Consider the following 22,177-nt stretch of genomic DNA (forward strand, 5'->3'; position numbering starts at 1 on the left):
CAGTAAAGTAAGTGACTGTAAAGCGCTTAGGATAACCCCTCTTGTCCTCGCCAGCAATAGATTATTGCTTAGTTAATCGTCTTAGTCTTAAAAAAAGAGCAAAAATAACTACAGTTGCGCAGATTAAAATCACTGGATATTCATTCCAGTAAATCCAGGGGGTTGACCCAACGGCAGGAAAAATCTCACTTTGTAAAATCCCCGAACTAAAAGGAGGAAGGCTATCAAGTATCTCACCATAACTGTTGATTACAGAAGAAAGGCCGTCATTATTCACTACAACCTGATATCTTCCAGTGAGTAGAGAAAGTACTTGCGCCATTTGCAATTGTTGATAGCTGGCAAGCGAACGGCCAAACCAGCCATTGTCGCTGATAGAAACTATCCATTGCGCATTGGGCATTTGCACTCTAAGCAGATTAGGGTAAGCAATTTCATAACAAATCAGACTGGCTATAGGATGATTGGCTATTTTCATTAATGGCTGATGAAGCGTACCGGGTAAAATGTTGGGCTCTGGTAAATTCATCCATCGGTTAATTGCTAAAAAGGGTTTGGGTATGTACTCTCCAAATGGCACAAGGTGTTCTTTGATGTGTTCGCCACGAGCTGTTCCCAAGCTGATTATGGAATTATAATAGTGGGTTTCGTTACTATCAGCAGGTTGTAAAATTCCAAGAATCAATGCGCTTTTTGCTTTAAGCGCTTTTTCATGCAATTTATCCAGATATTCTTCGAGATAAGTCGCTGGCAAAGGAATTGCTGATTCCGGTAAAATAATCAGTTGTTTTCCTAAAAGTTGTTCTGTGGTTTTTTCATAATATTTCAAAAGATCCCAGAATAAATGCTCATCCCATTTGTCACGCATGGAAAGATTCGCTTGCACAACGCCAACAGTTACTGGATTTTTTTTGACCTCTGTCCAGTGCATGTATTTTCCGGCATATGGAAGGATAAGCATAAGAACAAATACACTGAGATACACAAATCGTTTGCCAGACCGTTCCGTTAATGCAAGGGTTAATAGACATGCCAGAAAGACACCAACAAAACTCAAACCCTGCAGTCCAATAATTGGCGCAAGGTACTTGACTGGTGTATCAATCAGAGTAGTGCCTGTAATTAGCCAGGGAAAGCCGCTGAACAAGTGAGAACGCAGCAATTCACTCAGACACCACAGAGCGCTAAACAACAGGATGCGGTTTCGTTTGTTATGTGCTTTATTGAGAATTGTAAAAAGATATACAGCTATGGCTGGAAATAAAGAAAGATATGCAATAAAAGCCAAAGTGCATATTCCTGCAAGCAGATAATTAAGCTGACCGTAATCGTGAATGCTGATAATTACCCAGGAGACTCCCAAACCAAAATAACCCAAACCAAAAAGAAAACCATGCAAAAAACTCTGTTTTTTAATGCCTTGCTGTGCATAGAAAAATAACAAGGCAAGACTGGCTATATGCAACCCAGGCATGTGAAAGGGAGCAAATCCCAACGGCCCTAAAAGACCTGCAAAAAAAACTGCTAAATATGAGGAATAGTTAACACGGATTGGGGATTCCATTAAGACTGAGTCGGAGAGGGTTGCTGGGTTCATGGACAATTCTAATAATGAAATGGGTCAAGATAAATGACTATGCCCTGCAGGTCAAGCTTCATATACTTGATAATTAATGAACCATTGTGAGATCTATGTGTTCTCGAAGTGATTTTGTTGCCTTTGTCTGTTAAATCCGATTTATTTTGTGTAGGATAATCACGTTTACAAAGGAGAGGGATTGTATGTATAACGTAATGATTACTGGTGCAGGGAAGATAGGTAGCTTGATAGCTTGTTTATTGGCAGATAGCGGAGCTTATCAGGTTCATTTGGCAGATGTAGATTTTAATGGCTCTGACGTGATTCGCTTGCTGGACGCATTGCCTGAAATTAAAACGGTTGCTTTGGATGTCAAAGACGAACAATCCACTCAAGCCTACATTGAAAAACATAAAATAATTGCGGTCATATCCAGTTTGCCGTATTTTTTAAACACCCATGTTGCTACTGCTGCTAAAGCAGCCAGAGCACATTATTTCGACTTGACAGAAGACACTGCTGTTACCGAGGCAGTAAAAGTCATAGCCCAAAACGCTCAAACTGCATTTGTACCTCAATGTGGGTTAGCACCCGGTTTTATCAGTATCGCCGCAAATTCCTTGATGCAGGAATTTGAGCAGTGTCATCATGCAAAGCTCAGAGTAGGGGCACTGCCACAACGAGCCAATAATGCGCTGCATTATTCCTTAACCTGGTCTACTGACGGCGTGATCAATGAGTATGGAAATCCTTGTTACGGTATTGAGGATGGCAAAGCTGTTGTAATGGCGCCGCTAGAGGGGCTGGAATCCATCCAAATTGATGGTTGTGAATACGAAGCATTTAATACTTCAGGCGGTCTTGGCAGTTTGGGCGAGCTTTATTCTGGCAAGGTCAAGTCCATGAATTATAAGACCATGAGATACCCCGGGCATTGTGAGAAAATGCGCCTTTTAATGAATGACTTACGTTTAAACCATGACCGTTCGACCTTAAAACGCATTCTGGAAAACGCCATTCCCAAAACATATCAGGACATCGTTATTGTGTACGTCACTGTTGAGGGAATCAAGCAGGGTGAGTTAACTGAAAAAAGTTACGTCAAAAAAATATACCCTGAAACAATTCGTGGGCTGGAGTGGTCTGCTATTCAGGTAAGCACAGCCTCTGGAGTTTGTGCGGTAGTTGATTTGGTATTGGGACAGGCTAACGAGTACAAGGGCCTTATTTTACAGGAAGAATTCCATCTGGACAAAGTGCTGAATAATCGATTTGGTCAATACTACGCTTAGGAGTTTTCATGGATTTATTAAAGCAGCTGAATATTAAAGACATCAACCCAGGCGCTTTTAGCGGCCAGGGTTGGCAAAGCGAACACCACTCACATACTCTAACTTCATATTGCCCTGCGAATGGAGCAAAGCTTGCAGATGTTGCCACCTGTACTATGGCTGATTACGAGCAGATTATGAGCCGTGCTCAACTGGCGGCAGAGGCCTGGAAAAAAGTTCCTGCTCCAAAACGTGGTGAAATAATTCGGCAGATAGGACAGGCTTTACGAGAGCATAAAGACAGCTTGGGCAGCCTGGTGTCTTTAGAGATGGGTAAGTCAAAACAGGAAGGCGACGGTGAAGTTCAGGAAATGATTGATATTGCCGATTTTGCAGTGGGACAATCGAGAATGTTGTATGGAAATTCCATGCATTCAGAGCGCCCCAATCACCGGATGTATGAACAGTGGCACCCTTATGGAATTATTGGTGTGATTTCGGCATTTAATTTTCCTGTTGCCGTATGGTCCTGGAATGCATTCTTGGCTGCAATTTGCGGTAATGTGACGATCTGGAAACCCTCAGCGAAAACACCATTATGCGCTGTAGCAGTTCAGCACATTTGCAATAGTGTTTTGAGGCAAAATAATTGCCCTGAAATATTCAGTTTGATAGTACCTGAATCGCATGATGTTGTAGAAGCTATGGTTGATGATCCCCGCATCCCGTTAATTTCATTTACAGGATCTACTGCGGTAGGAAAAAAAGTTTCAGCGCAAGTCGCTGCTCGGCTGGGTAAAACAATTTTAGAGCTGGGAGGAAACAATGCAATAATCCTGGATGAAACAGCCGATCTTAACTTAGCAATTCCTGCAATTGTATTTGGTGCGGTAGGAACAGCAGGTCAACGTTGCACGTCAACACGACGGTTATTTGTCCATGAGTCTCAATACCAGAGTGTTATTAAAAGGTTACAACATGCCTACGAACAAATAACTATAGGCGACCCTTTGGATAGTCGTAACTTAATGGGGCCTTTAATTGATCAAAATGCGGTAGAACAGTTTAAAAGCGCTATTTCAAGAATCAAGGATGCTGGAGGACAGATTGTTTTTGGCGGCGATGTCATCAAACAAGCAGGATCTTTTGTTCAGCCTACTTTAGTTTGTGATGTAAAAAATCATTGGGATATCGTGCAGGAAGAAACTTTTGCGCCTATTCTATATGTGATGTCTTATCGCTCTTTAGATGAAGCCATAGCACTGCAGAATGGTGTTCCTCAAGGATTGTCTTCTGCATTATTTACGCAAAATCTAAAGAACGCTGAACGCTTCTTAAGTGCTTGTGGAAGTGACTGTGGTATTGCCAATATTAATATCGGTACATCAGGGGCTGAAATTGGCGGTGCCTTTGGTGGTGAAAAAGAGACTGGCGGTGGGAGAGAATCAGGCTCTGATTCGTGGAAAGCCTACATGCGCCGTCAAACCAATACGATCAACTGGGGCGATGAGTTGCCTTTGGCTCAAGGCATACGTTTTAATTTGACTTAGATTGATACGATTAACAGATCTTTATTATCAATTAATTTTGATTATTTAAAGTAGTGTTGATAGTACTGGGTTTATCGTTTTGTCAGAGGCTATAGTGGAATTTATTCATTTAACGACTTATCAAGAGGATACAATAATGCAGGAACCATTTTTCATCAAGAAAGTTGCGGTTCTGGGTGCGGGTGTTATGGGAGCACAAATTGCTGCGCACTGTGTAAACGCTGGAATAGAAACTTTGTTGTTTGATTTACCCGCCAGGGAAGAGCCTGTTAATGGATTAATTGATAAGGCAATCGCTAATTTGAGTAAATTAAAACCTGAGCCTCTCGCATCAGCACAAACGGCTACCTATTTGCAGGCTCGTAATTATAAAGATGACCTCAAGGATTTATCTTCATGCGATTTGATTATAGAGGCAATAGCTGAACGATTGGATTGGAAAGAAGACTTGTATAAAAAAATATCGCCTTATCTTTCCAAACATACTGTTTTGGTTAGTAATACTTCCGGTTTAAGCATCAATTCTTTGTGTCATGTTTTACCAGAACAGCACAGAACTAATTTTTGTGGCGTTCATTTTTTTAATCCACCCAGATACATGCACCTTGCTGAACTCATTCCTGCCCATACAACTTCTCCAGATTTATTGGATAATCTCGAAATATGGTTAACAAGTCACTTGGGTAAAGGGGTAGTACGAGCCAAGGATACTCCTAATTTTATTGCTAATCGTATAGGCGTTTTTTCGTTATTAACAACCTTGCATCACACTATGTCTATGGGCATGAGTCTCGATGAGGTTGATGCGCTGACCGGCCCTTTATTGGGTAGGCCAAAATCGGCAACCTTTCGTACTATGGATGTTGTTGGTTTGGACACCATGCAACATGTGATTCATACCATGCATGAACAATTGCGAGATGATCCCTGGCACAGTAGTTTTAAATTACCCGAGTGGTTGCTAGGCTTAATCAAAGACGGGCATCTGGGGCAAAAGTCAGGGCAGGGAATTTACAGAAAAAATGGTAAAACAATAGAAGTTTACGATATCAAATCGGGTACATATGGTGCTGCAAAATCAGAGGTAAGCGCTGAAGTAAAAGCAATAATGAAGATCAGCGATCCGGTTGCTCGCATGCAAAGCCTGATTTCTTCTGATAATAAACAAGCACAATTTCTGGCGGCTTGTTTCAAAGATTTGTTTCATTATTGTGCGTATCACCTTGAATCAATTGCTGAAAACGTCAGAGATGTTGATTTGGCTATGCGCTGGGGATTTGGTTGGATGCAGGGGCCTTTTGAAACCTGGCAATTGGCAGGTTTACGTCTAATGACTGACTGTATTAGTCAATCAATTGAAGCCAACTCTTCCTTAAATAAAGTGAAATTACCGGACTGGCTCAATCACCTTGAAGTGTTTTATAGTGAGCATGGCGCTTATTCTCCCCATTCGAACAAGTATCAGCCCAGAAGTTCTCTGGCTGTATATAACCGCCAGTTTTTTCCGGATAGAGTATTAAAAGAAACATCGTTTACTACGAATATCATCTATGAAAATGAAGGCGTATGTTTATGGCATCTTAAAGATGATGTGGCCGTTGTTCATTTTAAAAACAAGGCAAATACCATAAGTCAATCTGTTCTCGATGGTCTTGAGGCTGCGCTTGACGTGGCTGAACGTGAATGTCAAGGACTGATAGTGCATCAAAATGATGCATCCAATTTTAGTTCAGGCGCTGATTTACGCCTTGTTTCTTCTTTAATTCAGGAGGGTAGATTCAACGCTCTTGATGAAATGATTGCTCAGTTTCAACGTGTTGTTATGCGCTTGAAATACAGTTCCATACCCACTATTGCTGCATTACGAGGAAGAGCTTTAGGTGGTGGATGTGAGTTGATGATGCATTGTGCTGCAATTGTTGCAGCGTTTGAGTCTTATCCTGGTCTGGTTGAGGCGGGTGTAGGGGTTATTCCGGCTGGTGGTGGATGTAAAGAAATGGCCTTGCGAGCTGCTCATCATGCTCATCAAGCAGATTTGCTCACCTTTATCCAACCTTATTATCAGCAGATAGCGACTGCCCAGGTTGCCGGAAGCGCCACACAAGCCATTAATATGGGTTATATGCGTCACACTGATTCTGTAGTCATGCATGCCAATGAAGTCTTATTTGTTGCGCTAGCAAAAGTTAAAGCCATGCAAGCGGCGAATTATCTACCCCCAATTGCAAGGAATTTTAAAGTAGCAGGTATAGAGGGGCATGCTCGATTACAAGCCGGTTTAATTAACTGGTTGGAGGGTGGTTTTATTTCTCAGCACGATTATTTTCTTGCAAATGAGCTGGCCAAAGTAATTTGTGGTGGTAATGTGAATCAAGGAACGTTGGTTAATGAAGACTGGATTTTAAAATTAGAACGACAGGCTTTTATTGCCTTGGCCGAAACCCCATTAACTCAGGCAAGGATCAGTCATTTGTTAGAGACTGGCAAACCACTGCGCAATTAAGAAAGGAGATCTGAGAATGACCAATGTATATATAGTTGATGTATTGCGCACTCCAGTTGGCAAAGCACCACGAGGTGTTTTCCGTCATACATTACCTGATGATTTGCTTGCACACAGCATCCGCTCACTAACCAAAAGACATGCATCTGTCGATTGGCAAGAAATTGGGGATATTGTGGTTGGTTGCGCCATGCCTGAGGCTGAGCAAGGAATGAATGTTGCTCGTATTGCCGCATTATTGGCTGATTTACCGCAGTCCATACCGGCCATGACCATCAATCGTTTTTGTTCTTCTGGTGTTCAGAGTATTGCTACTGCAGCGGCATCCATTCAAAATGGCGACATGGATTTGGCTTTTGCCGGTGGTGTTGAAAGTATGTCTATGGTTCCTTTAGGCGGAAATAAATACACCGCTAATCCTGCAATTTTTAAAGATGAAGATGTCGCTATAGCATACGGAATGGGTATTACCGCTGAAAATGTAGCCAAAAGCTGGGAAATTTCTCGTGAACAACAAGATGAATTTGCTGCTGCGAGTCACAGAAAAGCTATTGCTGCTCAAGAGCGTGGTGATTTTGAATCTGAAATCAGTCCAATAGAAATCACTATGCGACACGCTGATTTAAAGACAGGATCAGTTGTTGTGAAACATAAAACTATAAGCAAGGATGAAGGTCCAAGAGCAGATACGTCTTATGATGTGATTGCCAAATTAAAGCCTGTATTTGCAGTACGAGGTACAGTCACCGCAGGAAACAGCTCACAAACCAGTGATGGGGCTGGAATAGCGTTACTGGCAAGTGAGAAAGCATTGAAACTTTATAATCTAAAACCTATGGGGAGATTGTTAAGTTTTGCTGTTGCGGGTGTTCCTCCTGAAATCATGGGAATAGGGCCAATTAAAGCGATTCCTTTAGCTCTGAAACGTGCAGGTATTCGTCTGGATCAACTCGATTGGATTGAGCTTAATGAGGCTTTTGCTGCTCAAGCGCTTGCAGTTATCAAAGAGCTTAATCTTGATATCGAAAAAGTTAATCCCCTTGGCGGTGCGATTGCTTTGGGACATCCGTTAGGTGCTACAGGAACTATTAGAACAGCAACATTACTCCACGGATTAAAGAGAACAAAAGGTCGTTACGGTATGGTGACTATGTGTATAGGTACCGGCATGGGAGCGGCAGCGATATTTGAAGCCCTATAATTGTGTTCGTTTTTAACAGGTGACCGGTTTATTGCAACTCCCCAGCACCTTATTCTTGATCTTTACTGTGTTAGGATACGGAATAATGTGCTGGGGAGTTTTTCTTTATTAACCCTTTAATTTTGTTCATTTACTTGCTTTGTTGCTCTAATATCCTACTCTTTACAATAAGGGAGTTCAATTGGAGCACTCATGCGCAGTTTTGTTCTTGGCTTGTTGATGTTTGTTATCAATACGGCGTTTGCAGATGAGCTGATCGGTTTTGCTGCTTATGAAAATGGCGATTACACTACTGCTTATCCTCATCTTATGCAGGCTGCTAAAGAAGGAAATGAGGAGGCCATGTATTTATTGGGGCGCATGCATCAGTATGGATATGGTGTTCCCGAAAATTTGGAACAAGCCCATCAATGGTATCTAAAATCTGCTGACAAAAATAACCCTTTATCTCAGCTAAGCCTTGGTTTTTTATATGATACTGGAAAAGGGGTTACACAAAATTATAATGAAGCATTTAAATGGTATATGAAGGCAGCGGAACAAGGAAATGCTATTGCACAAAGAAATGTGGGTTTGATGTACGCCACGGGTGATGGTGTTCCTCTTAGTGAAGACAATGCATTTAAGTGGTTTCAAAAAGCAGCTGAGCAAGGATACAGTAAGGCTCAGGTTAATTTGGGATATCATTATATGACCGGTAAAGGAACGCCCAAAGATGTTAACAAAGCACTGGAATGGTATCAAAAAGCCGCCGAACAAGGTGATGAAAAAGGCGAGTACAGTTTAGGGTTGTTGTACAGTGGGGAGCAGGGTGGAGTTCCCGCTGATGATGCTGCCGCTTTCTATTGGTTCTCACAAGCTGCGCATCATGGTCATGTTAATGCACAGACTTATTTGGCTTATTATTATTTAAAAGGTTATGGCGTAGAGGCAAATCCCAAAAAAGCGGCCTATTGGTATCAGGCAGCTGCAGAAAAAGGGCAACCGGAAGCTCAAGTGCAATTGGGACAATTACTCTTGACTGGAACAGGAGTAGATAAAGATTACCAACAAGCGGCGTATTGGTTTGGTAAATCAGCGAGTCAAGGTAACTCCGTTGGACAAGCTAAATTAGGCTACATGTATATGGCAGGTTTGGGTGTCGATAAAAACTGGGTTAAGGCTTATGCCTGGTTTAAAATTGCGGCGGATAACAAAAATGAAGAGGCTATAAAACAACTCAAGGCTTTGGAAGGAAAGCTTACCGATCAAGAAAAAATGGAAAGCGACAAATTCATCAAGGGACTTGGACCTTTGAAAGTCCAGCAGAATTTTGATGACTAGCACCCTAACGAAACTATGAGTATTATTTAAGAGTAATTGCCAATGATATGGGCGTTGGGAATTACATGTAATTCATACTCTCTCTTATAATGCGAACAGATATTTTTCCTTTTTTGTCTTTGTCACGTTTGAGCAAAGTATAAACTTTCAGTTTAAATTCATCACTTTGAGCCACACTAATACTTAGGAAATAAGTGCTTTCTACGGTTATTTGTTTCATAGGCAGGTCAATTTTCCTGACCAGATCATTAATCTCTTTAAGCTGAGTAATGCCTGTTTCGCCTCTGGCCATCATAAGTTCGTTTATTTGGGCACTATTAAGACCATTACCGAGAGACATGAGTATTTTTGGAGATGCGGTATTGATATTAACCGGTGTTGTTTCAGGCAGTACCGTAATATAAGGTTCAAGAGCCAAATATAATGAAGCACTAACGTCTTTTACCAGTCGTAATTCAGACAGGCTTTTCATGATCTGATGGCTGGAATTATATGCGGGTTTTTGTGATTGATAAAAAGAAGCAAATACATCGTTACCTTGAGCAAGATCATAAGGCCCAAGCCAGTTTTTTATCGCCAGGACGAAGTTTTTCTTATCCTGAGTATTCAAATTAGGAGCAAGGATACCCAGAAGATTACTAAAGGATAATTCGTATTGTTTTTCGAGCAGATTGTTGAGGTTAAAGCGAGCTTGCAGATCATAAAGCCCCCCTGACAGAGTGACTTGTTGATAAATCGATTGATAATTTTTAGGGAATTCTTTAACCATTCCTTGAGCATTAGCCTGAGTAAATTTATTTTTGTTATTTTTTAATTCACTTAAAGACCAAAATGTAACTCCCTGTGAGGCAAGATACATTTTGTCGTGAATAATCATCAAACGAGTTCTGTATATATCCAGTTGCAGGCGTGTGCTCATGGCAGTCGCAACAATAGCGACCAGGGTCATGATAAATAGAGCAGTAAGCAAAGCGCCTCCCAAAAGTGCTTTACGTGGATGCATAAAGTGCCTCCGCTATGACAACCAAAAAGTTTAATTTACCCCAATCATCCAGGGTCATATTGAGTTGGATGGCTTTGGGAAAGGGCTCTTGTTGTTGATTTTGGGCAAGCGCTTGTTCTCGCCATTCTGATAAAACGTTTAGATTTTGATTGAGGTAGCTGAAATAGCAATCGCTTAAATGATTTACCAACTCTTTATCTTCATAATCATTTCTGTCTAAAGGATCAAGGCTTGACCAGGTTCGACGTATCAGTTTTTCGTCCTCACAGATTAATGCAACCCGTTTCAGGCTGCTTCGTTTTTCAGAACTTTTGGGGTTAATGATCCCGTCTCGAGTGAATTCCAGATAACGTGGTTGTCCAACAAATCCGGGAAAAAGACGCATTTCATTTCCTCTAACAGGTCTATCAACAACCTGGATAGTATCTTGCTGGATTATACTTACTGCTAATTGCAATGCGTTTAAACGCTCGGCTTGTTCATTAACTCGAGCACGGGCATTAAAGGCGTAGTATAAAGTTGAAGAGGTAATAGTGGCTAAAATAGAGAATACTGTCAGAGCGATTAAAATTTCAATCAAGGTAAAGCCCTTAAACTTCTTCATGGCAAATACCTGTACGCAATCAATTCTTCTCTGAATGGTCCTGATTGTTTTGAGCTAACTGAAATAGTAATCTGTTGGACTTTAGTTATAGGTGTGTTGCTAATTTTTGCTCTCCAGTACCACTGTTCTCCCAACATTTTTGTCGCCTGGGTTGATTCCTGGCTTTGATTTATCTGTAACAAATTTAACTGAATCATTGAAACACCCTGCATTGCAATCCAGTGACTGATGGTTTTTTCTTTGAGTCTATGGGTGTTTTCAATGTTTTGCGCCGTCGCTTTTAACAAAGCGGTTAAAGCAATAGCTATAATTGCAAGGGCAAGCAATACCTCGATTAATGTAAATCCACATAAATTAATTTGAGTTTTGCGTTGAGGGATCATTGAGGTTTTACCGCATCAAACGATAAAGTGCCATTATGGGTTCCTGTTAAAGTAGTCACCATTTCCTCTTTGATATTGGCAAACATAATGACAAATGGAGTCATGTCTCCCGATGAGTTGATTATTATCGCCGGAGTTCCCCCAGAGATTTTGTTGCCTGTTTTTAGGGTAATAACTGCATTTTTAGGGAAGTAATTTATTTTAAAAATCCCTTTATTCGATATTGGGCTCCATTGCCCGGATTCCTGAAATTTCAAAATTTGATAGCTGCGACTGTCAATACGAAGTCCCATAGTACTGCTTTCCAGAATTGCTTGATGCTGCGCCAGGCGTATTGCGTTTGCCATTTGTTCTGCCGCAAACCGAATGCGTTTGCTTTCTCCAAAGTCCCCAAAAGAAATTAAGGCAAAACCTGCGGTAATGCCTAAAATCACGATAACTATGAGGATCTCGATTAAAGTGAAGCCTCGATTAGTGGTCATCCCAATTACCAATCTCCGCATTGATGCCTGTGCCTCCGGGTTGTCCCTCTGCACCCAGAGTGAATACATCAACATCTCCATGTTGTCCCGGATTGAGGTACAAATAATCTCTGCCCCATGGATCTTTAGGAACCGATTTGAGATATTGTTTCCAGTTAGCAGGAGAGGGGTTGTTGGTTGGTTTTTCGACAAGAGCGATTAAACCCTGATCTGTGGTTGGATAAAACCCGTTATCGAGCTTATAAAGATCCAGTGCATTTTGAATGGCCAGAACATCTTGTTTGGCTTTTACTTTTCGTGCTTCATCAGGGCGTCCCATGATTTTGGGCACGACAATAGATGCGAGAATGCCTAAGATAACAACAACAACCATAATTTCGATTAAAGAAAAACCTTTTTGCTTGTTCATTGATGTTCCTCTCAAAACTTTAGGGTAAATTATAACATGCTTCTGTTTCGGTGATGAATAAATAATGTTTGTCGTTCAAGCCACCAGTTGTTCCATAGAAAATACAGGCAATAATGTTGCCAGGACTATAAACAAAACAACTGCCCCCATAAATAAAATGACTAAAGGTTCCAATAGAGTTAAAGACGTATCAATAAGTCGTTTGACTTCATTATCCAAATGGCTCGCTGCTCTTTCCATCATATTGGAAAGTTGGCCACTTTTTTCACCACTGGCAATTAGGTGAATGGCCATAGGGCTAATATAATGTGTTTCTTTCAGAGCTTCACTTATTCCGCTTCCTTCTCTTACTCTGAGTGTTGCCGTATCAAAAGACTGGCGCATTACGACATTGGTAACCAGGCTTGCTGAAACACGCATGGTTTCAAGTACGCTAACGCCTGCGGCGAACAAGATACCAAAGGTATGGATGTATCGTGCAACATTAATGGTTTTTACCAGATAGGATATTATGGGTAATTTTAATAAAAAATAATGCCATGTTGTTTTAATTTTGATGTTGTTCAAACTTTTTTTAAACCCTACTACCATCATCATTAAAACAGCCAGGCTGTACAGACCATAAGACTTGATGTAATCGCTTATCTTGATTAAAAGCACGGTCATACCCGGAAGGGTTTGACCGCTATTGGTAAACACTTCTATTATTTTGGGTACAACAAAGGTAAGTAAAAAGCTGATGATGGCCGTAGAGACCAGAATCATCAGTATGGGGTATATAAGCGCTTGTTGTACTTTTTGTCTGGTTTGTTGTTGATTTTCGGTGTAATCAGCCAGCTTTTCCAAAACCAAATCAAGTCGACCTGTTTGCTCCCCTGAGCCCACAGTAGCCCTATAGAGTTCTGGAAATGCGTTAGGGTAATAAGACATAGCCTGCGCTAACCCATATCCCTCAAGAACTTTGGCGCGAATACCTATGATTAGTTCTCTGACTTTATCTTTTTCAGTTTGTTCGCTAACGCCTCGCAAGGATTCCTCTACAGGAATTCCTGCCGCAAGCAAGGTGGCTAATTGTCGCGTTAATAATGAGAGATCAGCTGCGGAAATTTTACCTTTAGTATTGCCTGTGCGCTGCTGAGCCAGCGCATGAACCTGGGTAGGTATAAAGCCCTGATCTCTTAATAATTGTCGGGCATGGCGCTCGGAATCCGCTTCGATAACCCCTTTGTTCACACTGCCATTTTTCTTCAGCGCCTGGTATTGGTATGCGCCCATATTCTTTTAGATGAAGGATAAAACTATAGAGTGTAATCTATTGGGATTCATAAGTCACTTAAGGTACACTATATCCGGACTATCCAGGAGATTATAAAATGAGTATAAATGTAGTACTTGATGCAATAAAGGAACATGATGCAAAATTTATTGATCTGAGATTTACTGATATTCGTGGTAAAGAACAGCATATTTCTCTACCCGTTTCAGCAATAGACGATGATTTTATCAAAAATGGAAAGTTGATTGATGGCTCTTCCTTCAAAGGTTGGCAAAAAATCCATCAGTCTGACTTGGCACTGCTACCTGATTTAAATTCAATCAAGCTTGATCCCTTTTTTCAGGATAATACTCTTTTTATACGTTGTAATGTTGTTGACCCTCAGACCATGCTTGGTTATGAGCGTTGCCCTCGTTCTATTGCTCAACGTGCCGAAGCCTATTTGCAATCTACTGGAATTGCAGACGTTGTAAATTTTGGTCCAGAGCCTGAGTTTTTCCTTTTTGATAATGTGCGCTGGGAAACTAATATCAGTGGTTCTTTTTATGCAATAGACTCTGATGAAGCACAATGGAATTCTGGTAAAGAAATGGAAGGTGGCAATATAGGTCATCGTCCTCCCTTAAAAGGTGGTTATTTCCCTGTACCTCCAGTTGATTCCTCACACGATATCCGATCTGCTATTTGCTTGACTTTAGAATCTTTGGGTACTGTAGTTGAAGCGCATCATCATGAAGTGGCAACCGCAAACCAATGTGAGGTCGCTACCCGCTTTAACAGCCTGACTCAAAAAGCAGATGAAATACAAATTTTAAAATACGTCATCCATAACGTGGCTCATAATTACGGCAAAACTGCTACATTTATGCCTAAACCTTTAGTTGGGGATAACGGAAGCGGCATGCATTGCCACCAATCCTTAACCAAGGACGGCGTCAATTTATTTTCAGGCGATCAATATGCTGGTTTGTCTGATACCGCACTTTATTATATTGGTGGAATTATTAAACACGCTCGTGCGCTAAATGCTTTTACCAATCCATCAACTAACAGTTACAAGCGGTTGGTTCCTGGGTTTGAAGCGCCGGTTTTATTAGCCTATTCAGCTAGAAATCGCTCCGCTGCAATTCGTATTCCGCATGTGAATAATCCTAAAGGTCGCCGCATTGAAGTGCGTTTTCCGGATCCAACAGCTAATCCTTATCTGGCTTTTGCCGCTATGATGATGGCTGGTCTTGATGGAATTCAGAAAAAAATTCATCCAGGTCAACCGATGGATAAAGACCTTTATGATTTGCCGCCTGAGGAACTTGTTGATGTTCCGACTGTGTGTTCTTCACTGGAGCAGGCTATGGATCATCTGAAAACGGATCATGAGTTTTTGTTGCACGGTGATGTGTTTACCCGAGATTTCATTAACAATTATATTGCGATGAAAGAAGAAGAAATCACCAAAATCAGAAGCTTGACGCATCCTTATGAATTTGAGCTTTATTACAGTCTCTAAGGAATCAACCAATGATTAGGCTACTTCTGGCTGTTACATCTTTTTTGATGATTAGTGTTGCACATGCGCAAATTTACAAATGGATTGACAGCCAAGGAGTAGTTCATTTTAGCGATAAGCCTCATCCTGGTTCAGAACAAATCACTATTCCTAATGTTCCAGGGTATTCACCTCCTGTAGGCCAAAATACGGGTGGTCAGCAAAATCAGGAACAACAATCAACAGCCCAAGAAGAACAAAATCAATACACAAAAATTGCAATCATTCAACCACTTAATGAAGCCACTATACGAAATAATCAAGGATTTGTTCTGGTCGCTGTTGAAATGGAGCCTGCACTGGCTGATGGAGATAATTTGCAACTTTTGTTTGATGGTGCTCCAATGGGTGAACCTCAGCCGAATCTGGTCTTTCAGTTAAATGGAATTTACAGGGGAAAACATACATTAGCTGTTCAGATCATTAATTCTGAAGGTGAAGTGCTTCTTACCAGTGAAAATATTACTATTTTTATGCATAGACCTCGAGTGGGTATGGTTCCGGGAACCAGAAGAAACTAAAAAAACATCGATTTTTCTCATTACCAGACACGCATGGAATGAGATGTGTCATAACGGTACTAACTCAAAATGAGATACCATAAGTCTCTGGTGTTGCTTTTGGGCTTGGCGTTTTTTTTAAATGCTGTTAGATTAGGCTGATTGTTATTCGTGTTCACAGGTATGCCGCTCATGTTTACTCTTTTGTCTCCTGCAAAAAAGTTATTACCCATTACCAAACCTTTTCCCAACGAAACAACGGAACCCGTTTTAATTAACAGGGCGCTTTTGTTGGCAAAAATAATGAAATCCAAGACTAGTGAGGATATTGCACAATTAATGGATTTATCCAGGGATTTGGCTGTTTTAAATTACGACCGATATCAACGCTTTCAATGTGCAGACGTTTCTGGTTTAGATTCATATCCGGCTTTGTATTTATTTCAGGGTGATGTATATCAAGGATTACAAGCCAAAACCTGGAATTATGACGACATCATTTATTCACAATCGCATTTAGGCATTTTATCGGGTCTTTATGGGCTTCTAAAACCCTTGGACAGAATTCAGCCCTATAGACTTGAGATGGGGGTTCAATTAAACAATCCTCAAGGAAAAAATCTCTACGATTTTTGGCGTGAGCCAGTCACTGCTGCTTTAAACGAACATTTGGCTCATGATCCAAACCCTGTTTTAATTAATTTGGCATCTAGTGAGTACTTTAAAGCCATTGATATAAAAAAAATTAACTATCCTGTTGTGACTATTAATTTTTATGAACATAAAAATAACCAAATTAAAATGATAGGCATCTATGCTAAAAAAGCGCGGGGATTAATGGCAAAATATTTGATGCACAATAGAATTGATTCAGTTGATGGCATAAAACAGTTTAACGATACCGGATACCGATTCAATGAATCATCCTCATCAGCTCATCATTTGGATTTTATCAGAGATCACTAAGTTTATAACAGGTTTGGGCTTCGTATGTGGAATTTATCAAGCAGAATTCATAGGCTCAATCACTTCCCTAATCATGGGGTGGTGTGTTACGCCAAAAGAGATGATGAATTGGGCTGTGGTATCAGTGGCTCAAAAATTCGTAAATATGCCAGTTTAATGCCTTATTTACTTCATGAGGGCATCAAGCATTTAATCATTATAGCTGGGCCACAGTCCAATAATTTGCTCGCTGCTTTGCAAATCGCAAGAGAGTTTCAAATGAGGGTTACCGCTTTTTTGCTTCAGCCGAAAACTGCTGAAATACGGGGTAATTTTAAATTAAGTCGTCTATTTCTGGAAGAACACGAAATTGTTTGGGTGAACAGGAATGATTGGTCAGTTGTTAATGATCTCGCCAATAAGTACCTTAAAGATCTTAAAGAGCCGGGATTTGTTCTTACAGAAGGAGCCAGTGTTACGGCCGCAATGGAGGGTGCTATAAGCCTTGCCAAGGACATTATAGATAATGAAAAGCTAACAGGAATCAAATTTCAACACATTTTTGTTGATGCCGGTACAGGCTTTTCAGCTGCTGGATTAATTAAGGGGTTGACTGATATCAATCACCAGGCAATGATTTATGTGCTGTTACTGGCTGATGATGAATGTACGTTTAAAACGAAGCTCTATGATTGGATAGGGATGATCCCTCATAAAGTTCATTGTTTTTATCCCTCTACTGCGAAGTCATTTGGTTCTTTAAATCATACCATTCGGTGTGAAATCAAACGTTTGGCTCGTGAAGAAGGCATACTGGCTGATCCCATTTATTCTGCAAAATTATTTCATTCTGCAAGACAATTTACAGAACAACAGCATTTGCAAGGTAATGTATTGATTATTCATTCAGGAGGAACCCTGACTATGGCTGGATTTGAGTGGTAATGCTTTAAGACAATCCTGAGTGATAGTATCTGTTTGAATAACAGGTTTTATTTGTAAGTAATTGCGGATTAATTATCCACTGCTACTTGAAATTTAAGAATATACCCTCATATAGGAACCATTATTTCTTAAATGAAGAACAGGAGATCGTGTAATGGTTAGCAAACAACAAACAATGGGCTTTCAAACCGAAGTCAAGCAAATGCTGCACTTGGTTGTCCATTCATTGTACAGCAATAAAGAAATTTTTCTTCGTGAATTAATATCCAATTCCTCAGATGCGCTTGATAAATTACGCTTTTTAGCACTTTCTAACAGTTCGCTTTATGAAAGCGATTCTGATTTAAAAATTACAATTGGGGTTAATGAAAAACTGAAAACCATCACTATATCTGATAACGGTATAGGCATGAGTTGGGATGAAGCGGTTGAGAATTTGGGTACCATAGCCAAATCAGGCACCAAAGAATTTATGAGTCAGCTCACAGGTGAACAATCAAAAGATTCTCAATTAATAGGCCAGTTCGGAGTAGGGTTCTATTCTGCATTTATTGTCGCTGATAAAGTAACTGTTAAAAGTCGACGTGCCGGTTTAAAAGCGGAAGAGGCGATTGTATGGGAATCTCATGGAGATGGTGAATTCACCATTGGCTATGAGAAGAAAGAGTCTCGTGGAACAGAAATAACATTGCATTTGAAAGATGAAAACGATGAGTTTTTAAGTAACTGGAGAATTCGGTCCATTATCAGCAAATATTCAGATCATATTTGTTGGCCAATAGAGATGAAAAAAGTCTCGGAAGAAGATAAAGAATCCAATGAATTCGAAACGGTGAATAAGGCCACCGCATTATGGACCATGCAAAAATCAGATGTTAGCGATGAGGAATATAAACAGCTTTATAAGCACATTTCTCATGATTACATGGATCCTCTTTCCTGGTCGCACAATCATGTTGAAGGAAAGCATGAGTACATCACGTTACTGTATATCCCAAGCCATGCGCCTTTCGATTTATGGCAACATGAATCAAAACATGGGTTAAAGCTGTATGTTAAACGTGTATTTATAATGGATGATGCAACACAATTTTTGCCACGATATTTACGATTCGTAAAAGGTATTGTAGATGCCAGTGATTTGCCTCTCAATGTATCTCGAGAAATTTTACAGGACAACAAACAGGTAGAAAGTATTCGTGCTGCTTGTACCAAACGTATTCTGGCTATGCTGGAAAAAATGAGTACAAATGATAAAGAAACTTATCAAAAATTTTGGAATGAATTTGGTTTGGTACTTAAAGAAGGGCCTGTAGAAGATTTTGCAAATAAAGAAGCAATTGCCAAATTACTACGCTTCGCTACGACCGTGAGCGGTTCTGAAAAACAGGAAGTTACTTTGGAAGAGTATGTAGGCCGTATGAAGGAAGGTCAGGATAAAATTTATTATATTACGGCATCGAGCTATAACGCAGCGAAAAACAGTCCTCATCTTGAAATATTCAAGAAAAAAGGTATAGAAGTCTTGTTACTTAGTGACAAAATTGATGAGTGGCTTGTGGGCTATATGAGTGAATTTGCTGGCAAAAAACTGCAATCAATTTCCAAAGGAAAAGTAGAGTTTAATGACGAAGAGTCTGCTGAGCAGATCAAAGAGCAGGAAAAAACACTTGAGCCAGTTATCAAGCACATTAAAACCATTTTAAGTGAGCGAGTTAAAGACGTACTGATTACTAACCGATTAACAGACTCACCAGCTTGTATTATTGCCGATGAGCAAGACATGGGACTTGAAATGCAAAGGATCTTGCAAGCAGCAGGACAGCAAGTACCCGTCAGTAAACCCATATTTGAGATTAATCCAGAACATGTATTGATCAAAAGATTGCATGATATTCAGGATGACAGTCAGTTCGAGTTATGGGTGACTATGTTGTTCGAACAGGCTGTTTTAGCTGAGGGCGGTCAATTGGATAATCCGGCTGATTTCGTCAATCGAGTGAACAAGCTTCTTGCTGCTTCATAATAAATAGCATCTCTAAGCGTACTTCGTGACCTCGAATGCAATGAGCGATCTCCTGAATTTGGTATCCTGCCATTTTTAGGAGATCCATTGCAAAGCTCAGAATGACGAACTCTCTCGTCATCCCGAATGTAATGAGGGATTACCAGAATTTTCGTATTTTTAGAGGAGCATTAAATAAAACGCAGGGGGAGGATTTTTTTAACATACCTGAGTAAACCTACGATGGGTCACATATTATGCACAGCTCCATTAGGCAGCCCAAAGTAATTTCACTATGCATTTGAATAATCCAACGAGTCTGTCGTTATTTATCATTTAAAACACTGCATATCGCTCAATCAGGCCCCTCCAGAATCTCCTTTTGTTACTTCTATCCCTTTACTTATCATAATAGAACATTTAGGCAGCCATCAAAGATGGCTTTTGACTTAGTTAATGAGTTTTCATTCAGTTGCTCTATAAATCTTAATTTTAAACCCATTTTCTGGGTCTCCCGTGACGATGACATCCTGCCATATAGATGGGCACCATTGACTCATAAGGCGTACCTTATATGTTTTTAAAGGAGTGGTAATGTATTTACCATTGTTAGTAAAAGGAATAGTGATCTTACCCTCGGAAGCATGACAGTAATGCCTATCCTGGAGGGTAAATGATATTGTTCCAGTGGTATTATGTTCATTTGAAGTTAACATAATGCGCCTACAATCAGTTCCACATTCTTTTTCAGTAAAATAAAAGGTTGTTACATTAAGGTTAAAAAATGCTAATCCTTCCTCTCTTCCTACAATTTTTATTTTCTGGTTTATTGGTGTATTTTCTATCGTACTTGCAAACAAATTACTACTAGAATAAACAAGTATTAAAATTATTGATATTGGGTTTCTTACTCTTGGCATTATCATATAAATCGTCCTTAAAATTTAAATGTAGTGAGTGGTTGCGTTATACTGAAGGGATACTTTGCCGAACAGAAAAAGCATTATTAATAAGATAAATCAGGATAAAAATATATAGAATCAATTGAGTAAACATGGTGTTATCCTGATTAATAGTTATTGAGGCTTTGACTGGTACCAGACGGCATCTTCAAATAATCACCCAGTATTGTTGCTGCTTTATCCGAGGCATTGTAAACCATAAAAGAAGCGTGCGGTGTCGGGTATTTATCACCAAAAGAAGCAACCGGTCCAATGCAAAAGAGGGTGGGTTGAACTTTTCCATTGATATTTTTAGGCTGACCGGCGTCATTTATTTCAATACCACCAAAGGGTTTTGGAACCAGTACTCCTTTTACTAAAGCACTTTGAAGCAAAGGTGAGTCCAGGTTGCAATAGGTAAGGTCATAGCTATAGCCTGAAGTATCGATTAGGTATTTTGCCTTTTCTACCCCACTCTCTGAAAAGCGAAGTAAAAACTCCTGACTTTCTTCATCATACTCAACATCTACCAATCCCGATTTTTCAATAACTCGACCGCAATTGTATAATTCTAATAATAATCGTGTATTAACAGGAGTAATGCCTGTTAAATACGCCATTATTTGCGTGTACATTAATCTGTTAAAAGACTCTTTACCCTCGGCTGTTAATGCAGACCAAAATGCTTCATAGGTACCATTGAAATAGAAGGCTTTAACAAAGGCTCGTAATTCATCGATGTTTCCGCAAGGTGTCGATTCTGGCAGTAAAGTTTGTTTTTCATATTTAGCCAGTTGATAAGATAACGCTGTCAATGTAGACGGTTGTGCCTGAGGATCAATTGGATCTTTTGCAGCCATTTTATATGTTCTCCAAAAAAAATCCCTGGCTGATGAAAACGGCATACTGCATGGCGTGTGAGTGAGGAGCGATTCTTTTAGTACTTCCAAAGGTGCTGGATCACAAGTATCCGGGTTGCCTTTTGTCGTAATGATGGATGGGTTTCTGGTTACGGATGTCATCATTCCCTGGTGGTTTTTAGTTACTGCCAGCCAAACAACATAATCAACAAAACTGGCTTGTCCACCCAATATGTAAACAGGCGCATCTGAAGGGATGTCATCGAAAGCGGAGAGTGGCGTTGTTACTGAATAATAGCCGGGTTTTGATTCCAGATGAGGGTAATGATGTGCAGGTACATGTCCGAAACACAAAAACAAAAAATCGGTTTCAATTTGTAATGTTTGTGTTTTAAGTGACCATCTATCAGCGTCCAGTGGATCGAAATCAAGAACTTTCTCAAAATGCTCGATTACCTTTATACCGTGAAGTTCCGCTTTACTTTTGTGGCTAGCATAGAGCGCCTTAAGAAAATGCCCTACTACTGCACGAGGACAATATTCTTCATTCATTTCCGGAAATTGGATTCGTAAATTCGCAAGATTATCTGTAATCCAGTCGCTCAAAGGTTGTGCGTCTGGAATAAATTTGAAATCTTTTGCTGGATTGTTTAACGTCCAAATATGCGGTGCATCTATCCTATAAGCGGCTCCTGTAGCAAAATGATCTTCCCTAGTTTCAAAAAGCGCAATGGTTATGTCGGATTCAAGCTGTGGCTCTATAGATAACAAATGGTTAACTATTTGACAAAAGCTAGCTGTAACACTGATTCCCATGCCTACGATAGCAATTGTTGTCATTATTCAAGGTT

19 protein-coding genes are annotated in these 22,177 nt (G+C 40.1%); 10 read left to right on the plus strand and 9 right to left on the minus strand.

Translation table 11 applies throughout. The features are described from left to right. Window positions 1-61 precede the first annotated feature (61 nt). Window positions 62-1,597 carry an apolipoprotein N-acyltransferase gene (lnt, locus tag Lwor_RS01745; protein WP_058492161.1) on the minus strand — a complete coding sequence of 512 codons (1,536 nt, stop codon included), beginning with the start codon at window positions 1,595-1,597 and terminating at the stop codon, window positions 62-64. Between the two features lie 185 nt (window positions 1,598-1,782). On the opposite strand from lnt, the gene Lwor_RS01750 reads away from it, so the two are divergent. The 5 genes from Lwor_RS01750 (at window position 1,783) to Lwor_RS01770 (ending at window position 9,427) form a co-directional block, all read left to right on the plus strand. Beyond that, window positions 1,783-2,871, plus strand: a complete 1,089-nt coding sequence (locus Lwor_RS01750; RefSeq protein ID WP_058492162.1) for a saccharopine dehydrogenase family protein — start codon at window positions 1,783-1,785, stop codon at window positions 2,869-2,871. Window positions 2,872-2,879: 8 nt separating this feature from the next. Then, a complete protein-coding gene (gene amaB / locus Lwor_RS01755; protein WP_058492163.1) occupies window positions 2,880-4,400 on the plus strand; it encodes an L-piperidine-6-carboxylate dehydrogenase in 1,521 nt (506 codons plus the stop codon). A 136-nt stretch (window positions 4,401-4,536) separates the two neighbouring features. After that, complete coding sequence (locus tag Lwor_RS01760; RefSeq protein WP_058492164.1) at window positions 4,537-6,903, plus strand: 3-hydroxyacyl-CoA dehydrogenase/enoyl-CoA hydratase family protein; 2,367 nt, start codon at window positions 4,537-4,539, stop codon at window positions 6,901-6,903. 16 nt (window positions 6,904-6,919) lie between these two features. Then, window positions 6,920-8,104, plus strand: coding sequence for an acetyl-CoA C-acyltransferase (locus Lwor_RS01765; protein ID WP_058492165.1), 1,185 nt, complete (start codon window positions 6,920-6,922; stop codon window positions 8,102-8,104). A gap of 192 nt (window positions 8,105-8,296) precedes the next feature. Continuing rightward, window positions 8,297-9,427 (plus strand): SEL1-like repeat protein, encoded by a 1,131-nt coding sequence (locus tag Lwor_RS01770; RefSeq protein ID WP_058492166.1) that lies wholly within the window; start codon window positions 8,297-8,299, stop codon window positions 9,425-9,427. A gap of 61 nt (window positions 9,428-9,488) precedes the next feature. Here the strand turns inward: Lwor_RS01770 and gspK are convergent, their stop codons facing one another. The 6 genes from gspK to lspF form a co-directional block, all read right to left on the minus strand. Beyond that, complete coding sequence (gspK, locus tag Lwor_RS01775; protein WP_058492167.1) at window positions 9,489-10,430, minus strand: type II secretion system minor pseudopilin GspK; 942 nt, start codon at window positions 10,428-10,430, stop codon at window positions 9,489-9,491. Beyond that, the gene (gene lspJ / locus Lwor_RS01780) at window positions 10,417-11,034 is read right to left on the minus strand and encodes a GspJ family T2SS minor pseudopilin variant LspJ (RefSeq protein ID WP_058492168.1); all 618 of its coding nucleotides are present in this window, start codon (window positions 11,032-11,034) and stop codon (window positions 10,417-10,419) included. The genes gspK and lspJ overlap by 14 nt, the downstream gene beginning before the upstream one ends. Then, window positions 11,031-11,417, minus strand: coding sequence for a GspI family T2SS minor pseudopilin variant LspI (lspI, locus tag Lwor_RS01785; RefSeq protein ID WP_058492169.1), 387 nt, complete (start codon window positions 11,415-11,417; stop codon window positions 11,031-11,033). The genes lspJ and lspI overlap by 4 nt, the downstream gene beginning before the upstream one ends. Beyond that, window positions 11,414-11,899, minus strand: a complete 486-nt coding sequence (gspH, locus tag Lwor_RS01790; protein ID WP_115090890.1) for a type II secretion system minor pseudopilin GspH — start codon at window positions 11,897-11,899, stop codon at window positions 11,414-11,416. The genes lspI and gspH overlap by 4 nt, the downstream gene beginning before the upstream one ends. Next, the gene (gene lspG / locus Lwor_RS01795) at window positions 11,889-12,308 is read right to left on the minus strand and encodes a GspG family T2SS major pseudopilin variant LspG (RefSeq protein ID WP_058492171.1); all 420 of its coding nucleotides are present in this window, start codon (window positions 12,306-12,308) and stop codon (window positions 11,889-11,891) included. The genes gspH and lspG overlap by 11 nt, the downstream gene beginning before the upstream one ends. 75 nt (window positions 12,309-12,383) lie before the next feature. Next, on the minus strand, window positions 12,384-13,583 hold the full coding sequence (gene lspF, locus Lwor_RS01800) for a GspF family T2SS innner membrane protein variant LspF (RefSeq protein WP_058492172.1): 1,200 nt from the start codon (window positions 13,581-13,583) through the stop codon (window positions 12,384-12,386). A 98-nt stretch (window positions 13,584-13,681) separates the two neighbouring features. Between lspF and glnA the strand changes: the two genes are divergently transcribed. The 5 genes from glnA (at window position 13,682) to htpG (ending at window position 19,546) form a co-directional block, all read left to right on the plus strand. Then, complete coding sequence (gene glnA, locus Lwor_RS01805) at window positions 13,682-15,091, plus strand: type I glutamate--ammonia ligase (RefSeq protein WP_058492173.1); 1,410 nt, start codon at window positions 13,682-13,684, stop codon at window positions 15,089-15,091. A gap of 11 nt (window positions 15,092-15,102) precedes the next feature. After that, window positions 15,103-15,651 (plus strand): DUF4124 domain-containing protein, encoded by a 549-nt coding sequence (locus Lwor_RS01810; protein WP_058492174.1) that lies wholly within the window; start codon window positions 15,103-15,105, stop codon window positions 15,649-15,651. Window positions 15,652-15,822: 171 nt separating this feature from the next. Continuing rightward, a complete protein-coding gene (gene yaaA, locus Lwor_RS01815; RefSeq protein ID WP_058492175.1) occupies window positions 15,823-16,596 on the plus strand; it encodes a peroxide stress protein YaaA in 774 nt (257 codons plus the stop codon). Between the two features lie 24 nt (window positions 16,597-16,620). Beyond that, window positions 16,621-17,520, plus strand: coding sequence for a pyridoxal-phosphate dependent enzyme (locus tag Lwor_RS01820; RefSeq protein WP_058492176.1), 900 nt, complete (start codon window positions 16,621-16,623; stop codon window positions 17,518-17,520). 154 nt (window positions 17,521-17,674) lie between these two features. Continuing rightward, window positions 17,675-19,546 (plus strand): molecular chaperone HtpG, encoded by a 1,872-nt coding sequence (htpG, locus tag Lwor_RS01825; RefSeq protein ID WP_058492177.1) that lies wholly within the window; start codon window positions 17,675-17,677, stop codon window positions 19,544-19,546. Window positions 19,547-19,989: 443 nt separating this feature from the next. Here the strand turns inward: htpG and Lwor_RS01830 are convergent, their stop codons facing one another. Both Lwor_RS01830 and Lwor_RS01835 read right to left on the minus strand, forming a co-directional pair. Then, window positions 19,990-20,451: a hypothetical protein gene (locus tag Lwor_RS01830; protein ID WP_058492178.1), complete on the minus strand. Its 462-nt coding sequence runs from the start codon at window positions 20,449-20,451 to the stop codon at window positions 19,990-19,992. Between the two features lie 143 nt (window positions 20,452-20,594). Further along, entirely contained in the window at window positions 20,595-22,166 is a 1,572-nt protein-coding gene (locus Lwor_RS01835) for an FAD/NAD(P)-binding protein (protein WP_058492179.1), read from the minus strand. Window positions 22,167-22,177: the final 11 nt, after the last annotated feature.

The sequence above is a fragment of the Legionella worsleiensis genome, from assembly GCF_001467535.1.
Classification (GTDB): Bacteria; Pseudomonadota; Gammaproteobacteria; order Legionellales; family Legionellaceae; genus Legionella; species Legionella worsleiensis.

Bases quoted from the DNA above. Each gene is read 5' to 3' on its own strand.
- Lwor_RS01820 (WP_058492176.1), top strand. From the start codon at position 16,621: ATGTGGAATTTATCAAGCAGAATTCATAGGCTCAATCACTTCCCTAAT.
- yaaA (WP_058492175.1), top strand. From the start codon at position 15,823: ATGTTTACTCTTTTGTCTCCTGCAAAAAAGTTATTACCCATTACCAAA.
- Lwor_RS01765 (WP_058492165.1), top strand. From the start codon at position 6,920: ATGACCAATGTATATATAGTTGATGTATTGCGCACTCCAGTTGGCAAA.
- lspJ (WP_058492168.1), bottom strand. From the start codon at position 11,034: ATGAAGAAGTTTAAGGGCTTTACCTTGATTGAAATTTTAATCGCTCTG.
- Lwor_RS01830 (WP_058492178.1), bottom strand. From the start codon at position 20,451: ATGATAATGCCAAGAGTAAGAAACCCAATATCAATAATTTTAATACTT.
- Lwor_RS01750 (WP_058492162.1), top strand. From the start codon at position 1,783: ATGTATAACGTAATGATTACTGGTGCAGGGAAGATAGGTAGCTTGATA.
- amaB (WP_058492163.1), top strand. From the start codon at position 2,880: ATGGATTTATTAAAGCAGCTGAATATTAAAGACATCAACCCAGGCGCT.
- lspF (WP_058492172.1), bottom strand. From the start codon at position 13,583: ATGGGCGCATACCAATACCAGGCGCTGAAGAAAAATGGCAGTGTGAAC.
- Lwor_RS01810 (WP_058492174.1), top strand. From the start codon at position 15,103: ATGATTAGGCTACTTCTGGCTGTTACATCTTTTTTGATGATTAGTGTT.
- lspI (WP_058492169.1), bottom strand. From the start codon at position 11,417: ATGATCCCTCAACGCAAAACTCAAATTAATTTATGTGGATTTACATTA.
- htpG (WP_058492177.1), top strand. From the start codon at position 17,675: ATGGTTAGCAAACAACAAACAATGGGCTTTCAAACCGAAGTCAAGCAA.
- Lwor_RS01760 (WP_058492164.1), top strand. From the start codon at position 4,537: ATGCAGGAACCATTTTTCATCAAGAAAGTTGCGGTTCTGGGTGCGGGT.
- Lwor_RS01835 (WP_058492179.1), bottom strand. From the start codon at position 22,166: ATGACAACAATTGCTATCGTAGGCATGGGAATCAGTGTTACAGCTAGC.
- lspG (WP_058492171.1), bottom strand. From the start codon at position 12,308: ATGAACAAGCAAAAAGGTTTTTCTTTAATCGAAATTATGGTTGTTGTT.
- gspH (WP_115090890.1), bottom strand. From the start codon at position 11,899: ATGACCACTAATCGAGGCTTCACTTTAATCGAGATCCTCATAGTTATC.
- Lwor_RS01770 (WP_058492166.1), top strand. From the start codon at position 8,297: ATGCGCAGTTTTGTTCTTGGCTTGTTGATGTTTGTTATCAATACGGCG.
- gspK (WP_058492167.1), bottom strand. From the start codon at position 10,430: ATGCATCCACGTAAAGCACTTTTGGGAGGCGCTTTGCTTACTGCTCTA.
- glnA (WP_058492173.1), top strand. From the start codon at position 13,682: ATGAGTATAAATGTAGTACTTGATGCAATAAAGGAACATGATGCAAAA.
- lnt (WP_058492161.1), bottom strand. From the start codon at position 1,597: ATGAACCCAGCAACCCTCTCCGACTCAGTCTTAATGGAATCCCCAATC.